13 protein-coding genes are annotated in these 15,069 nt (G+C 57.9%); all 13 read left to right on the top strand.

Annotated features, from left to right (window positions below):
- Nucleotides 1-18 precede the first annotated feature (18 nt).
- The 13 genes from Q8Q08_01410 to Q8Q08_01350 all read left to right on the top strand — a co-directional run bounded on the left by Q8Q08_01410 (nt 19) and on the right by Q8Q08_01350 (nt 15,064).
- Nucleotides 19-684 carry a thioredoxin domain-containing protein gene (locus Q8Q08_01410; protein MDP2652668.1) on the top strand — a complete coding sequence of 222 codons (666 nt, stop codon included), beginning with the start codon at nt 19-21 and terminating at the stop codon, nt 682-684.
- Nucleotides 685-693: 9 nt separating this feature from the next.
- The gene (locus Q8Q08_01405; GenBank protein MDP2652667.1) at nt 694-1,149 is read left to right on the top strand and encodes a DoxX family membrane protein; all 456 of its coding nucleotides are present in this window, start codon (nt 694-696) and stop codon (nt 1,147-1,149) included.
- Nucleotides 1,149-2,642, top strand: coding sequence for an AmmeMemoRadiSam system protein B (gene amrB / locus Q8Q08_01400; GenBank protein ID MDP2652666.1), 1,494 nt, complete (start codon nt 1,149-1,151; stop codon nt 2,640-2,642). Before Q8Q08_01405 ends, amrB begins: the two co-directional genes overlap by 1 nt.
- Nucleotides 2,643-2,818: 176 nt before the next feature.
- On the top strand, nt 2,819-3,277 hold the full coding sequence (locus tag Q8Q08_01395; protein ID MDP2652665.1) for a hypothetical protein: 459 nt from the start codon (nt 2,819-2,821) through the stop codon (nt 3,275-3,277).
- A 6-nt stretch (nt 3,278-3,283) separates the two neighbouring features.
- Nucleotides 3,284-4,564: a DCC1-like thiol-disulfide oxidoreductase family protein gene (locus tag Q8Q08_01390; protein ID MDP2652664.1), complete on the top strand. Its 1,281-nt coding sequence runs from the start codon at nt 3,284-3,286 to the stop codon at nt 4,562-4,564.
- Between the two features lie 74 nt (nt 4,565-4,638).
- Nucleotides 4,639-6,045, top strand: coding sequence for a hypothetical protein (locus Q8Q08_01385; GenBank protein MDP2652663.1), 1,407 nt, complete (start codon nt 4,639-4,641; stop codon nt 6,043-6,045).
- Nucleotides 6,023-6,403, top strand: coding sequence for a hypothetical protein (locus tag Q8Q08_01380; GenBank protein MDP2652662.1), 381 nt, complete (start codon nt 6,023-6,025; stop codon nt 6,401-6,403). The genes Q8Q08_01385 and Q8Q08_01380 overlap by 23 nt, the downstream gene beginning before the upstream one ends.
- A gap of 5 nt (nt 6,404-6,408) precedes the next feature.
- Nucleotides 6,409-8,559, top strand: a complete 2,151-nt coding sequence (locus Q8Q08_01375) for a thioredoxin domain-containing protein (protein MDP2652661.1) — start codon at nt 6,409-6,411, stop codon at nt 8,557-8,559.
- Nucleotides 8,560-8,641: 82 nt separating this feature from the next.
- Entirely contained in the window at nt 8,642-10,030 is a 1,389-nt protein-coding gene (locus tag Q8Q08_01370; GenBank protein ID MDP2652660.1) for a hypothetical protein, read from the top strand.
- 135 nt (nt 10,031-10,165) lie between these two features.
- Nucleotides 10,166-12,010, top strand: a complete 1,845-nt coding sequence (locus tag Q8Q08_01365) for an AsmA family protein (GenBank protein MDP2652659.1) — start codon at nt 10,166-10,168, stop codon at nt 12,008-12,010.
- A gap of 27 nt (nt 12,011-12,037) precedes the next feature.
- Nucleotides 12,038-12,592, top strand: coding sequence for an NUDIX hydrolase (locus Q8Q08_01360; GenBank protein MDP2652658.1), 555 nt, complete (start codon nt 12,038-12,040; stop codon nt 12,590-12,592).
- The gene (locus Q8Q08_01355; protein ID MDP2652657.1) at nt 12,585-14,453 is read left to right on the top strand and encodes a hypothetical protein; all 1,869 of its coding nucleotides are present in this window, start codon (nt 12,585-12,587) and stop codon (nt 14,451-14,453) included. Before Q8Q08_01360 ends, Q8Q08_01355 begins: the two co-directional genes overlap by 8 nt.
- The gene (locus tag Q8Q08_01350; GenBank protein MDP2652656.1) at nt 14,450-15,064 is read left to right on the top strand and encodes a class I SAM-dependent methyltransferase; all 615 of its coding nucleotides are present in this window, start codon (nt 14,450-14,452) and stop codon (nt 15,062-15,064) included. Before Q8Q08_01355 ends, Q8Q08_01350 begins: the two co-directional genes overlap by 4 nt.
- Nucleotides 15,065-15,069 lie beyond the last annotated feature (5 nt).

Genomic DNA, 15,069 nt, shown 5'->3' with positions numbered 1-15,069 from the left:
AAAAGGAGACGTTACCCGATGACCCGACTGAATAAAACCCAAATCGCAGTCCTCGTGGCCCTGAGCGCCGTTGCCCTGGTCCTGGTGGCCCGCGTCGGCCTCAAAGCGTTGACCGGTAAGCAGGCCACGGTATCCTTGAAATCCAAAGGCCCTTCCGAGGCCGGTTTGAAGATCGTGGAATACATCGATTTTGAGTGTCCCGCCTGTTCGCAGGGCGTGCGGCTTCTCAATGAGTATTTTCAGAAGTATCCGGACAAAATTTACCTGGAAGTCAAATACTACCCCCTGGAATCCCACCGCCACGCGTACCTGTCCGCCCGTTATGTGGAATGCTCGCTGAGGCAGGATAAATTCTGGCCGTTTCTTGATCTCCTCATGGCGCAACAGCGCCAATGGGCCGTTTTGACAGACCCGCAGCCGGCGTTTCATCAGTATGCCCAGACGGCCGGGATGAACATCGCCCAGATGGAAGGCTGCCTGAAAGACAAGGCGATGCCGGACGTAATCTTCTCCGAGAAGGCGGAGGGCGTGGGGATGGGCGTCCGGTCCACGCCAACGTATTTCATCAACGGCGAGATGGTGGTAGGCCCTAAAGTTCTCAAGGAAAAATTAGCCGCGTATTTCGGGGAGACTGTCCAGGCGTCGCTGCCGGCGCCGCCACCGCAAACTCCTGTGCGGCCTTGAGGGTGAGACATGACCCGCTATGTTTTCGTTTTGAGAATCGTGCTGGGATTTTTTTTCGCGGTCATCGCCGGGGATAAACTGCTTTATCCCTATCAGAATTTCTTGTACATTGTCCAGCAGTACCAGCTTTTCCCGGCTTGGGCGGAAACCTTCATCGCCATCGCCGTGCCGTGGGGCGAACTTTTTCTCGGGCTCTTCTGCGTTCTCGGCCTGTGGACGACCTGGTCTCTGCGGGGCCTGCGCCTGCTCGTGATCGCGTTTCTCCTCATCGTCGGGCAGGCCATGATCAGGGGATTGCCGGTCGAGGAGTGTGGGTGTTTCGGGGGGCTGTTTTCCTCGTCGTTGCCGGTGACGTTCGGGTTTGACCTTATGCTGTTCGCCGCCTTCAGCTGGATGATCAAGAACCCCGATCCGGTCACCCGCCTCAGCGTCGATCGTTTTCTCGACGGCAGGGCCCAGATGTGATGAAACGATTTGTCAACTTCCTTGTGGTGATCGCGGTGACGGCCATGGCGCCTTCCGGATTCGGACAGACCAGCATCAAAGAGCCCAATGTGAGCGGCCAGTTTTACAGCGCCGACACGAAGGAACTGTCCTCCCATATTGAAGCCTTTTTCCAAAAGGCCTCCAATTCCCCCTCCGGCAAACCGGTCGAACTTCTCATCGCTCCCCATGCCGGCTATGTTTATTCCGGCCCGGTCGCGGCCTACGGCTTCAAGGCCGTCTCCCAGAAAAAATATCAGACGGTCGTCATCCTTGCCCCGAGTCATTTTTATCAGTATGACGGTGTTTCCGTCTGGCCGGAGGGCGGTTTCCGGACACCCCTGGGAATGGCGGAGGTGGACGCGGATTTCGCGAAAAATCTGACGGCCATGGACGAGCGGTTCGAGTTCCATGCGCAGGTTTTTGAGCGGGAGCATTCGCTTGAGGTGGAAATCCCGTTCATCCAGAAAACGTTTCCGGATGCCAAGATCGTGCCCGTGATCATGGGGCAGGCGAGCTATGAGCTCTGCGAGAAACTCGCCAAAAGTCTCCAGGAACTCATCGGGGAGAGGACGGATGTCCTGATTGTCGTGAGCACGGACATGTCGCATTATCATGACGACGCATTCGCAAGGAAAATGGACGCCGAGACACTGGAGGTCGTGAAAAGGAGGGACGCGGCAAATTTCTACAAGCTCTGCTCCACCCGGCAACTGGAGATGTGCGGTTTTATTCCAGCCACCACGGCCCTGATCTACGCCAGGGACCGCGGCCTGGCCGCGGAAGTCCTGCGCTACGCCAATTCCGGGGACGTGACCCGGGACAAGAGCCAGGTGGTGGGCTACAGCTCCGTCATTTTTTATAAAGAGGCGCCGGCCGCCAACGCGTTTGACGGGGGAGGGAAGGAGCAGAAGCCCGAGCCCCTGACCCTGGAACAGAAAAAACGGCTGATGGCGATCGCCAGGGGCGCGATCCATGCCTATGTCAAAGATAAAGAAATTTTTAAAGTCGAGGAAAAGGACCCCCGGCTGTCCCTGCCGGAAGGCGCTTTTGTGACGATCGAAAAAGACGGCCGGTTGCGAGGCTGTATCGGCAATATTGTCACGCCGAACCCCCTTTATCGGACGGTCCGGGACATGGCCATTGCCGCGGCCGCTGAAGATCCCCGGTTCTCTCCGGTGGCGGCGGATGAGCTGGGCTCCCTGGAAGTCGAGATTTCCGTCCTTTCACAGCCGTGGGCCGTTCACAATGTCGAAGAGATCGTTCCCGGGGTTCACGGCGTGCTGCTCCGCCGAGGCTCTCAGGGGGGGATTTTTCTGCCGCAGGTGGCCACCGAGTGGAAATGGAACCGGGAGGAGCTGTTGTCCAATTTGTGCTCCCACAAGGCCGGTCTTCCGGCCGACTGTTGGAAAGACCCCCAAACCCGGATCGAGATTTTTACGGCGGACGTGTTCTCCGAGCATGATTTGAAATAACGCTTTATTAATGAGCCCCAAGCTTACGGAGCGGTAGCGACGTAAGTTTGTCGGGTGAACCCGTGCGGCTTCGCTCAGGGTGGTTTGGCCCAGAAGGGCCAAACCATTAACCTCTGCCGATTTGCTTCGCAAAGCGAAGCAGCAGGGGGCAAATACTACACCATCGCCGACGCCCTATGCCTTCCAAACGAATTCGCAATATCGTGATTTCTGTTTTTACGGCCCTCTGGGTGGTCCTGTTCCAGTACGAGTCCCTGCGACATTTTTATCTCCAGCCGCTCCTGCAGCGTTCGCTGCCTAAATTTAAGTTTCTGTTCCCTCCGGCGGGATGGATCATGTTTTTCAACGTGGACGACACGGGAAGTTACGCCGAGATTTACGGCGTGCGCGGCAGGGTCCCGCAACTCATCGACCCGCACCTGATCATCGAAACCCGGACAATCGGATACGACAATATTCATCGCAATATTCTCAGCCAGATTCTTAACGAGGGGTATAAAGGTGATTTTTGCCGTTTTTTGCGGCGGAAGTTCCCGGAGTATGACGATTTCTGGATCACGCTGGTCCATTATCCGTCCTTTTCACAGCGTCCGCGGGAGCGCTGGCAGCAGGCCGTTTACCAGTGCCGGGAGTAATCGACAATGACAGACTTATGGCATAAATTGTTTTTGCAGGAGAGGGCGTCCCTGGGGCTGGGGTTGTTCCGGATTGCCGTGGCCCTGACAACCGGGTTTCACGTCCTGCCGGGATTTTTCCATTTGGATGATACTTACTACCACACGGCCTTCAAAACGCATGACACGATCTCTTACACCCCGCAGTTCCTGGAATTGGTCCAGAGGAGCCCGGACGGGCTGGTCCTGGCGTTTGTTGTTTTGTTCTGTGTGTCGTGGTTTTTCTTTTTGATCGGCCTTTTCACGCAATTCAGCGGCATTGTCCTGCTCGCCTGCTGTTATTATTTTCACGCCCTGAATGAATTCGTGGCCGGGGCACTGTCGTGGTATATCCTGGTGGTCACGTTGTTCCAGATGTGCCTGACGCCGTATCCGGGAGATTATTTTTCCGTGGACTGCCTGCGGAGAGGGTCCCCGGACGCCTATAAGACCCCGCGGCCGTTTTTCCTCCAGCGCCTGCTGCAGATGCAGATCGCCCTGATCTATTTTTATACCGGGCTGATCAAGGTCTCAGCGGAGGGCAACTGGCTCAGGGACAATCCGGTCTATGACCTGATGCACACGCCGCCGGAAGGCGTTACGAAGTTTTTTTTACTGCGGGATTTTTTTGCCGGCCATCCGGGGTTGTGCTACGCCGTCGGGGTCTTGATCATCGCCATCGAGCTGTCCATGCCATTTCTGTTGTTTTGCCGCAGGACCCGCGTTTCGGCGATTACCCTCGGCTTTGTGTTCCATGTCACGCTGATCCTCACGCTGGACGTCCCGGCGGTGTTTTTCTTCCTGTTCCCCGCCCAGTTGCTGCTGTTCCTGAGACCGGAGGACGTGGTGCGTTGGATCGATCAGAAACGGCGTTTCAACCAGTCCGCCGATGCCGCGCGGCTGGTCTATGACGGCCGGTGCGGTTTCTGCCGCGCCAGCGTTGATAAACTGAAGGTGATGGACCTTTTCGCCGTCCTCAAATTCGTGGATTACCAGACTTGGGGGAGCGTCTCCCAGATCCATCCCCGGTTAACGCGGGATGCGGCCCACAGCCAGCTGCATTTGGTCGAACCGGACGGGACTCTGTACGGTGGGTTCTTCGCCTTCCGGAGGCTGTGCTGGACCCTGCCCATGCTGTGGCCCTTGTTGCCGTTTGTGTATTTTCCCGGGGCCGGAGTCGCCGGACCGGTGATTTACCGTTGGATCGCGAGAAACCGGTATCTTTTTCATGATCGGAAGGTTTGCCGGGACAATGCCTGTTTCCGGTGAGGCCGCTGAGCAGGATGTTGTGTCGTTTCCGGGAAAATTGTAGTAGAATAAAACGTTCGTTGACCTTCCAGCTTATGCGAAAAATTTTCCTTCGTTCATGTCTTGCTGTTCTCGTTTTGTTCGCCTTTGCGGCTGTTGCGCCGTCTCCGGCAAGGGCCGCGGCCTCCCAAGGCAAGGTTGCCAATGAACTGCGGCTGATGTACCGGGACGCGGTGGAGGACTATAAACAACGCCGCTTTCAGGACGCGCAGGGAAAATTCCGCCAGATCGAGGTGATCAGCCCCAACTATGAGGCGACCCGGGCCTTTCTCAAGCGGCTGGACCAGCATCTCTCGTTCCTCGGGCAGGAACAGGCGAGGCAGAAAGAACTGAAGGCCAAGGCGGTGGCGGCGAGCCGGGAGAACCGCGAGAAGGTTTTTGATGTCCAGCAGAAAGAGCTGGCCAGATCGTACCGCGCGGAAAAACTTTATAAGGCGAACCTCAAAGAACGTCAGCAGAAAATCGCTGTCCGGCAGAAGGAACAGGCCCGTCAGAACCTCCTCCGGGCGGGCGACGCCCGGTATAAGAATATTCTGGCCCTTTACAAGGCCGGGCGTTACGCGGAGACCCGCGATGAACTGCAAACCTTGCGCGTCTTTCTTGAACGGGCGTTGTTTCCCAAGAATTACCGCATCAAGATGAATTCCCGGCTGGATGCTGTTGAGAAAAAAAATGACCGGGCCGAAAACCGGGAGCGGGCCGCGGCCAAACAGCGTTCCCTGAAAGAGGAAAAGATCGCCGCGCGGGAACAACAGGCCGGAGAAACCGGACAATCCCGCCCGGATTCCAAGGCGGAGAAAATTCAGCGGAAAAGGTTGCGGCAGGAGGAAGCCAGGCAGAAAGCGCTCGGGGCCCAGGCCGATAAAATCCGGGGCCAACTGGCTGCGCTTGAGGCGAAAAAACAGCGGCTTGTATCCCGGGATCCGGAAAGTGCCCGGGCGTTGTCCCAGCCGCCTATCGAAGGTTCAGCCATGGCCATGCCGCCATCTTCCCAAAAGACGGATGCGTCCATCCGGGGGGTGGCAAAGACAGCAGCGCCGCCGGTTGATGCGGAGCCGATGTCCGTTGAGCCGTCTCCGGCGGTCAAGAGACTCTCCCCCGAAGAAAAAGCCCGGATCCGGCAGGAGCGGGACATTTTGAAGAAGGAGCTTCTGGCGGCTGTGGACGGTCTCTATGAGGACGGTGTCGTCCTTTACCAGTCCGGGGACCCCCACTTGGCCAAAAAAATGCTTCTTGAAGTGGACAAGCTTTGGCCGAATTACAAGCTGACCCGGAGCTATCTGGAGATCATTGACCGGGATCTCGCCCGCCAGGGCCGGCGGTCGGACCCCGGGGACATTAGCGTGCCGTTTTTGCAGGAAACGGCGGGCCAACAAAAACGCGGCAATAATCGACATCAATTTATCAGGGAGGAGCTCGATGACTTCCATTCGCAGGAATGAGTTTTATCAGCGGTTTTTTGTGCGGGGGCTTGCCGGGGTGTTACTAACGGTTGGGATCGTTACTTCCGCCTGGGCTACGCCTCCCCAGAAAATGGATGCCGTGTACGACCCGAAAACAAAAGTCCTGACCATTACGATCGACCATGTGTCCCGAAACCTTCGCGAGCATCGCATCCGTAAGGTCGTGGTTTACCGGAACGACAAGGAAGCCGGCGAGTATCATTACGCCACACAAACTTCGCCCTCCCAACTGATCCAGGAAATCCCCATTGACATCCTTCCCGAGGACACGATCCGTGTTGAGGCCATCTGCAGCGATGCCGGCCGAAAAGAAGAGTCCTTTGTGATCAGCTGGTAACGCCGATGGCTGACCGGACACCCAACCGTCTCATCAACGAGAAAAGCCCGTATTTGCTTCAGCATGCGCACAACCCCGTGGACTGGTTCCCCTGGGGGGAGGACGCCTTTCGCAAGGCGCAGACAGAGGACAAATCGGTGTTTTTGTCCATCGGTTATTCAACGTGTCACTGGTGCCATGTGATGGAACGGGAATCTTTCGAAGACCCCGAGATCGCCGAAATCCTGAACAAGCATTTTGTCGCCGTCAAGGTGGACAGGGAAGAGCGCCCGGACATTGATCATGTCTACATGACCGCGGTGTCGTCCCTGACCGGCAGCGGGGGGTGGCCTTTGAGCGTTTTTCTCACGCCCGACCGCAAACCGTTCTACGGCGGGACATACTTCCCTCCCCGGGCGCGCTGGAACATGCCGGGGTTCCGGGAACTGCTGTTGTCCATCGCCTCGGGCTGGAAGAGCCGCAGGGAGCAGATCCTCCGCTCCGGAGAGGAAATTGCCGCTTCATTGAAGGAGCATATGGAAGGCCGTCCGGCGGAGCCGGCCGGCCTTGCGCCGTCTTTGCTGGAGACGGCCTATGAGCGTCTTTCGAAAAATTACGATCCCGAATACGGCGGGTTCGGCCAGGCGCCAAAATTTCCCATGGGGCACACCCTTTCGTTTTTGCTCCGGCATTGGTACCGGACCGGCCATAACAAGGCCCTGGACATGGCCGAACATACGCTTCTGTCGATGGCGCGGGGTGGGATCCACGATCACCTGGGTGGAGGGTTCCACCGCTACTCGACGGACCCCGAGTGGCAGGTTCCGCATTTTGAGAAAATGCTTTATGACCAGGCCATTCTCATCAGGGCATTCCTCGAAGCCTTTCAGGCCACCGGGCGGGAGGAGTTTGCTTCTGTGGCCCGGAGCGCGATGGATTATGTCCTTCGGGACCTGCGTGATCGTGAGGGCGGATTTTATTCCGCCGAGGACGCTGACAGTCTGGACCCGGGGGCCCCGTCCGCACCCGGCGGCGAGGGTTTGCATGAGAAAAAAGAGGGGGCCTTTTATCTTTGGCCGGCGGGTGAAATTGCCGGACTTCTGGCGGAGAGGGACAGGGACGTTTTTTTCTACCATTACGGTATTGCCCCGGGCGGGAACGCCCGGTATGATCCTCACGGGGAATTTTCCGGAAAGAACATCCTTTATGAAACCGGCTCGCTTGAGCAGACAGCCCGGCAGTTCCGCATGGATCCTGCGGAAACAGCGGCGCTTTTGCGGGAAGCCCGTCAAAAACTGCTTGTTGCCCGCGGCCGCCGGCCGAGGCCTCATCTGGACGACAAAGTCCTGACGGACTGGAACGGGCTGATGATCTCCGCGCTGTCCTTCGGATCCCTGGTCTTGAAGGAGGACCGTTATTTGTCCGCGGCCCGGGATGCCGCGGATTTTATTTTGGAACGCCTTGTCGCGCCTGACGGCCGGCTGATGCATCGTTACCGGGACGGGCAGACGGTTGTTCCCGGGAACCTTTGCGATTACGCGTTTTTCATCAACGGCCTCCTGGATTTGTATGAGGCCGCCGGGGAGGGGCGTTATTTGAAAAAGGCGATGGATCTGGGACGGGGCCTGCTCGCGCTGTTCAGCGATCCGGACCGGAAGGGGTTTTTCTTCAGCGCCCGGACGGACGAGCCGCTGTTGTTCCGTTACAAAGACGCCTATGACGGGGCCATCCCGTCCGGGAATTCCATGGCCGCGCTGGCCCTGGCCCGCCTGGACCATCTGACGTTTGAGGATCTCTGGAAAACAGCGGCCGAAGAGACCTTGGGCGCGTTCGCCGGGGAAATGCAGGTCCGGCCCGAGGCCTATGCCCAGATGCTGACGGCTTTTGATTTCCTCCTGGGCCCGGTCCAGGACATCGTCCTTGTTGCGGAAAAGCCGTCCAGGGATTGCCGGGCGGATATTGACCGGATTTTTTCACGCTTTCTCCCCCGCAAGTCCGTTCTCTGGTGCCCCGCCGGCGATGAGGAGGCCTTTCGGATTTTGCCTCGCCTTGCGGAATACCGTCCGGCTTTCAAGCCGGTCACGATCTATGTGTGCGATAACCGGGTCTGCCGTCCGCCGGTCAGCCGATGGGAAGATCTTGCGGAACCGCAAAAAACGGACAGAAACATTATCTGAAACCCGGGGAGAGTGTTACAATTGGGATATTCGATGAAATCCATTTTGACGGAAAGGCATAGCCGTGGATAAAGCTTTTTTTATGATCCTTATCCTGTTTATCTTCGCGGGCCTGACCGCGTTTGAGAAATATTCGTCGGATCACGGCCGGCAGGGGCCCGTCAGCCGGCTTATGGACTTTGCCGGACTTGGCAAATTCGCTCCGCGGGAACGGGCCGATCAAACCCGGCAGACGTTCCTGTCCGACTCCAGCCAGGCCCTCAGCCGTTTGTCAACGAGGCATCATGAGATTCAGGATCAAAGGGCCGACTTGATTTCTCACCGCCGGGAATTGCTGGATAATCTGAAGATCACTCACGACGATATCGTCAAGGCCGCCCGGGCGTTCCGCCAGGCGGTCGATGAGGAACGCCTCGCGTTTTTGGAGCGGTTCCCGGAATTGGACGCCATCGCCGGGGACCTGTCCGCCGCGCACCGTAATCCCGATCCGGCGCTTCGGGAGCAAGCCTATCTTCAGGCGAAGGAAGACCTGGTGTCTTTTCTCACCGGGATTCTGCCGGACCCGGAACAGAATATTCCTCAGCTGGGGGACCGGCTGGAAAAGATCGGGGCGTTAACATCGGACATCCCGGGCGCCCTGGAGGATTGCCAGGAGTTCGATCCGTGCCTGGAGCATCAATTCGGGCTGGTGCGGGAGGATCTGAAATCATTCCAGGACCGGGCGCTGGTACAGGAACGCAGGCGCTCTGACGGGGTGGAGTCTTCGAGCCGCGGCGCCGATGCCGAATGGCAGGCGTTTATCCGGCATTTTGACGCCACGCTCGGAGAGCTGGAGACCAATGATGAGAGCATGGAAGGCGAGCTCAAGCAGGTGGCCGAGCAGCTGGTCAGCCGGTCGGACGCGGATCTGCGCGTTTTGATGCAGCGCTATCAGGATCTGGTCCGCGAACAGGGCATGCTGCTGGATAATCTCGAGCTGGCGGTCAAGAGACTCCGGGACAATCAGTCCGCGGCCAGCCGTCAGGTCAGGGAATTGGATTTGGATGCGGAAAGTTCTTGGGAACGGTTGAACGTTTTCCGGAAGGAGTATCTTCAGGGGTTTCAGCAGAGGGCTTCCCTGCTCCAGGAACTGCAGGAATTGACGGACGAGATCCAGGGGGTGACCCGTGGGCCCATGGACAACACGTCACAGGCCTTAGACAAAATCCTTCAGGGCGTTGCCCCTGACATCGCCCCGCCGGCATCGGCGGCCGGAGGAGAGGCCGCGGGTGCGTCCTCAGCGCGGACACCGCCGCCGCGGCCGTCTTTGCAGGCCGCTGTCCCCGGGACGGCTTCCGGAGCGGTTCAGGACCGGATGGGAAAATCCCGCGTTCAAAAAATCAATGACAGGTCTCAGGAAAATAATTTACACCGTTCCGCGCAGGAACAATACCGGCGGCTGAGGGACCATGCCGCGGACAGCGGTCATTAACCTCATCGTCTTCGTTCACGCCGTTTTGCTCCTTCTCTCGGGCGGAATTTCCAAAAAAAATTGAAATCATTTCTGCCCATGGGCTATAATGCGTACGGCCTTTTTGGAAAGGCCTGAAATGAGCGGGCCCTTTTAATGAAAAAAATTCGATGGATATGTTTTGCGTTTTTGGCGCTTGTGGCCGCGGCCGTCATCACGGCCGTGATTTTTGTCAAAACGTTTGACGCCGAACGGTTCCGGACACAACTGGTCGCTGACCTGTCTTCACGCCTCGGGACCCGGGTGGATATCGACCGGCTGAACCTGTCGTTGTCCCTGTTCCGCGGTTTGACGCTGGAGGCCGGGGGCATCCGTGTGCAGGACCTCCCGGATTTTTCCAGCGGACCGCTGTTCGCCGTGAAGGAAATCCTGTGCGTTGTGGACGGGATGGCCTTTCTTTCCCGGCGGGAGGTGGTCGTTTCCCAGGTCCTGGTGGCCTCGCCCCTGCTCAATCTGGTCAAGAACAAGGCGGGGGCACTTAATGTGTCAGACCTTCTGGCGCGGTTGAACGCTCCCGGGCCGGAATCCCCAAAATCCGGACAGCCGTCGTCCAGCCCCGGGAAAACCTCGAAGCAAACCCCGCCGTTCCCGAAACTTCTGGTCAAGACCATCCAGGTGTCTGACGGCGAATTTTCTTTTTCAGACCTTGGGCAGACCCCGCCCGTCCGTGTTGCCGTTCAGGACTTCCGGCTCAAGATGGAGGGGCTGTCCCTGAGCCGGGCGTTCCCGTTTCAGGGCGGATTTTCCGTTTTTAGTGATTCCCCACAGGTCAATTTTTCCGGACAGATGCAGCTGGATCCCAAGACCGGTCAGTGCCGGCTGGACGACGTTAAGGTTTCCGCCGATCTGGCGCAGATATCCTGGGAAAAGATCACGGAAGGGATACCGTCGTTGAAAGCCGTTCCCGTCTCCGTCGAGTTCCGGGGCTCGCTGCAGGCCCTGGTCAGCCAGATGATCGCCGGCCCGGCCGGTCTGCACGTGCTGTCCCTCAAAGGGGATATTTCCGGCTTAGGGGTCAGGATGCCGCAGGCGCCGGTCTCGGTTGAGGACGGGAGGGTCTCGCTGGAGATGTCGGAAAAAGATCTGAATTTCCCGGAAATTTCGCTGGTCCTCGGCGGAGGCGCAGTCAAGGGGAAGGGCAAGATCGAGGACTACCTCCAGCAGCAGAGATTTTATTTTGACATGACCGCGGAAAAAATCCATTTGGCCCAGCCGTTGCCGGAGCTCGGCCCCGAAACCCGTTTCACCGGGGACCTGGCCGGTCACTGGCGGGCGGAAGGCCAGGGGTTCCAGGGTGACGCTTTTCTCGCCGGTTTGTGTGGGGCCGGGGAAATGCAGGTGTCGGGGGGGACCTTGAGCAAGTTCAACCTTTTGGATTTTGTTTTTGGAAAAATATCTTTTGTCCCTGATTTGTCGGCAATTGTCAAGGCGGCGGTCCCGGAAGGGACCCGGGAGGAATTGAGCCGCAGCGACACGGTGTTTCAGACGATTCAGGTGGTCCTGGATTTCAAAGAAGAAATTTTGTCGATCAATCGCGCCGAGTTCGTCACCACGGCGTTTTCCCTCCTGTCCAGCGGCTCGATGGACGTCAAAGCCCGGGTCAAGCTGGATTCCGATCTTTTTCTGGCCAAAGACGTCGCGCAATCCGTTCTGTCCCGGGCGCCGGAATTTCAGGGGTTGGTCGAAGAGGACGGGACGATGAGGATCCCTTTGTCGGGCTATGAAGGGCCTGTGTCAAGTTTGAAAATTTATCCTGACCTGGAAGCCGTCGGCAAGAGAATGATCAAAGCCAGGGGCAAAGAGGAAATCAAGAAACTCATCGGCGATGTCCTGGGCTCCGGGGATGCCCCTGCGGACGGCAGCCCGGCGCAGCCGGGGCAGGCGGAGAAGCCGCCGGAAGAAAAAGCCATTGAAAGTATTCTGGACTCGATTTTTCAATAGAGGTCTCGTGGCCTTGTCTGTTGTTTCATGAAAACCACCCAATCCTCCCGTGCTCGGGAACGCAAAATTCGCTGCCGCCACCGGTTCCGCGGGAAGCCGATTTCCCTCTTGACCAAGGAACAGTTTCTGCCCAACGGACGCTGGATGCCGCTGGATATGATCGATCACCCCGGCGCCGTGTGCATTGTTCCGTTCGCACGGCGGGACCAGGTCCTTCTCATCCGGCAGTACCGGCCGGTGATCAAGAAATATCTTTATGAATTTCCGGCCGGAACGCTGGAGGCGGGGGAGTCGCCGGCGTCCTGCGCCCGCCGGGAACTGATCGAGGAAACCGGTTTTGCCGCCCGCGCTATCCGGCGCATCGGCATGATTTATCCTTTGCCGGCGTATTCCAACGAAATCATTGTCATCTACAGAGCAGAAAGGCTTTTTCCCTGTCAGGGCGTCCAGGACCCGGATGAAATCATCCGGGTCCATCCCGCGACGCGGGCCGACGTGCGGCGCCTGCTGGCGCGCGGCCTGATCCGGGACGCCAAGACCATCAGCGCCCTGGGGTTCTGCGGGTGGTACGATCATGTCTGAAGCCCTGCCCACAGACCACGCCCGGGGCCGTCCGATGGCCTCCAAGCTCATCCCGGTTCTTCTGATCGCGTTTTTGGCGGGGATATTTGTTTTTTTGAAATTTTACGGTCCGGTCTGGATTGAACAGCAATACCGCCTGGGCCATACGGATCTGCTCAACCGCCTTCTGGGGGAGATTCAGCCGCAGAAATTGGAATTTTATCTCGGGCGGGGGGAAGAGGTTTTGTGGGGGCCTGCCAGCCAGGCGGCGTCGGGAATGGCATTCTTGCTGTTCGTCTGGATTTTTTTGAGAGATGCGGGATTCTGGCGTTTTTTTGCGGCGGTGTGGCTTTTTTTGATCGCGACCAAATGGGATGTCCTTGGTTTTCCGCCTTACGGCGATGCCGTGGGAGGGCCCTTTGCCGAAGCGATCTGGCTGAAACAGAACGGATTTAATTATGCCGGGCTTTTTCAGCAGCCGGGATACGCGCAGGGCGGGGCCAAGGTTTACATGTTTTCGATTTACCCGACCTTTCTCGCCGTCCTCATGTCCGGGATCCCGTCGGTCAAGGTTTTTTTGGCCGTTGGCCACGGCCTGGTTTTTGCCATGGCGGCGGGCATCGTCGCCCTTTCCCGCGAACTTTTGCGGAAGGTTTTTGACCGGGAAACAGCCGCCTTGGCGCCGCTGATTCTCCTGGGGCACCCGTTGTTCCAGGCCCAGGCCGAAGCGATCAACATGGAAATGCCGTGCCTGCTGTTTGTGATGCTGGCCACGCACGCGCTGTCCCTCCGGCGGTTTTCCTGGGCCGCGGCCATGGCCGTGATCGCCGTCTTTGTGAAGGGGACGGCCGTCTTCGCCTGCGCCGCGCTGGTGGTCATTTATGGGACCCTGTTCGTGTTTGTGCGGCCGCACCGCTTCCGCCCCGCGCTTTTTATTTGGGCGGTGGTCCTCATGGGGATGGCCGGCTTTAACGTGTGGCTGAAATATCTCCTGAAAGATCAGCATGTCAGTTTCGGGATGTTGACCCCGCTGATCGGCTGGGTTTCTCTGAACAAGACATCGCCGGTCTTCCTGTATTCGTTCTCGGCCCTGGTGTTTTGTGTTTACGCCGCCGTAAAATTGGCGCGCACTCCGGGGAACAGCGGGGAGCGGAGCCGGGTCTTCATGGGAGAGCTGTTCGTCCCGTCGGCGTTTTTTGTCCTGGCCGGGATGTGGTTCATGCTGTTTTTGAATTTTTTCGCGGTTTCGCCGAGGTATTGGTTGCTGTTGTCCCCGTTTTACGGTTTTTGCCTGATCTATGTCCTTCGGCTTGTTGTCCGCCCCAGGAAGGTGGTGCTGGCGGGGCTCATCGTTGCCGTCGGGATTTCTTTTTACTCGGCCTACGGGGCCTTTTATCATTCGATGCTGGAGAATGACCACGTGCTGCTTGAAAAATGCCTGGAATACCGCAGCGATCTGAGGGTCAACCAGATGCTGGCCAGGCGCATGGAGGAGAAGTACCAGGCGCTCAAGATCGGCGCTCCGTTCATCACAGCCCAGATCCTCGGCATGCCGGAATTGGGGTATGTGCAAAAAAAATTGCGCGTCGTGATTTATGGTTTTAACTGTTATTATGGAGGGATCGAGAATTATTCAGGTCTGGCCAATATGGACGGGGGAAGGGCGGTGTTTGTCGGGCTCAAGTTCCCGCAGCCGAACGTCGGATTTTCCTTTCCCATCCATGAACAGGACGTCATCCTGGAAGAGCTTCAGTACGGGAACAAAAAAGCGTGGATTTTTGCGGGAGGGCGTTCCATTGAGGCGATGTATTGGTTCAACAAGGCCCTGCGGATGAAAAGTCTATCAGAGCAGAATCTGCCGAAACCGGAGAGGGCGCCATGACGGAACGCATCGCCGACCGGAAAATGCGCTTTGGCGGGATTTTGGAAAATCCCTATATTTCGCAGTGGCAGCGCGACCTGCTGGACGGCGGGAGGGTGGAAGGGCTGTGCCGCGCCTTGAGCCCGTATCCGTATGAGAGTCTGCTCGATGTCGGCTGCGGCTTGGGAGAAGGGGCGATCCTCCAGCGGGGCTTGTACGCCGGGATCGACAACAGTGCGCCGCGCGTCAGTTTCGCGTCCGGAAAATACCGGGAAGCGGCGTTCGTCATTGCCGATGCCCTGCGCCTGCCGTTCGGGGAGAAAACCTTTGACATGGTCATGATGGTGGACGCGTCTCATCATCTTCTGGACGAGCAGATCGCCCCGGCCGTCCGGGAGATGGTCCGGGTCGGGAGAAAGCACATCGTCCTCAGCGACCCGGTCATTGTCCCGGGGCAGAGCCGGCTGAGCGCGTTTTTTTACAGTCTGGACCGGGGCGCATGTTTCCGGACCGTGGAGCAGATGAAATCCTTACTGGGCGCGATCCCGGCGGTTAAACTCAAGGACATCCGGGAGTTCCGGACAACCCCGGGGCTGTATGTCCATGCCGCATTCATTTTGGAGATTATTTAAGGGTT

This window comes from Candidatus Omnitrophota bacterium, from assembly GCA_030688425.1.
Lineage (GTDB): Bacteria > Omnitrophota > Gorgyraeia > Zapsychrales > JANLHA01 > JAUYIB01.
The sequence above is the reverse complement of the archived record's forward strand: the minus strand, read 5'-3'. Positions and strand labels throughout refer to the sequence as shown.

Bases quoted from the DNA above. Each gene is read 5' to 3' on its own strand.
- Q8Q08_01410 (MDP2652668.1), top strand. From the start codon at position 19: ATGACCCGACTGAATAAAACCCAAATCGCAGTCCTCGTGGCCCTGAGC.
- Q8Q08_01405 (MDP2652667.1), top strand. From the start codon at position 694: ATGACCCGCTATGTTTTCGTTTTGAGAATCGTGCTGGGATTTTTTTTC.
- amrB (MDP2652666.1), top strand. From the start codon at position 1,149: ATGAAACGATTTGTCAACTTCCTTGTGGTGATCGCGGTGACGGCCATG.
- Q8Q08_01395 (MDP2652665.1), top strand. From the start codon at position 2,819: ATGCCTTCCAAACGAATTCGCAATATCGTGATTTCTGTTTTTACGGCC.
- Q8Q08_01390 (MDP2652664.1), top strand. From the start codon at position 3,284: ATGACAGACTTATGGCATAAATTGTTTTTGCAGGAGAGGGCGTCCCTG.
- Q8Q08_01385 (MDP2652663.1), top strand. From the start codon at position 4,639: ATGCGAAAAATTTTCCTTCGTTCATGTCTTGCTGTTCTCGTTTTGTTC.
- Q8Q08_01380 (MDP2652662.1), top strand. From the start codon at position 6,023: ATGACTTCCATTCGCAGGAATGAGTTTTATCAGCGGTTTTTTGTGCGG.
- Q8Q08_01375 (MDP2652661.1), top strand. From the start codon at position 6,409: ATGGCTGACCGGACACCCAACCGTCTCATCAACGAGAAAAGCCCGTAT.
- Q8Q08_01370 (MDP2652660.1), top strand. From the start codon at position 8,642: ATGATCCTTATCCTGTTTATCTTCGCGGGCCTGACCGCGTTTGAGAAA.
- Q8Q08_01365 (MDP2652659.1), top strand. From the start codon at position 10,166: ATGAAAAAAATTCGATGGATATGTTTTGCGTTTTTGGCGCTTGTGGCC.
- Q8Q08_01360 (MDP2652658.1), top strand. From the start codon at position 12,038: ATGAAAACCACCCAATCCTCCCGTGCTCGGGAACGCAAAATTCGCTGC.
- Q8Q08_01355 (MDP2652657.1), top strand. From the start codon at position 12,585: ATGTCTGAAGCCCTGCCCACAGACCACGCCCGGGGCCGTCCGATGGCC.
- Q8Q08_01350 (MDP2652656.1), top strand. From the start codon at position 14,450: ATGACGGAACGCATCGCCGACCGGAAAATGCGCTTTGGCGGGATTTTG.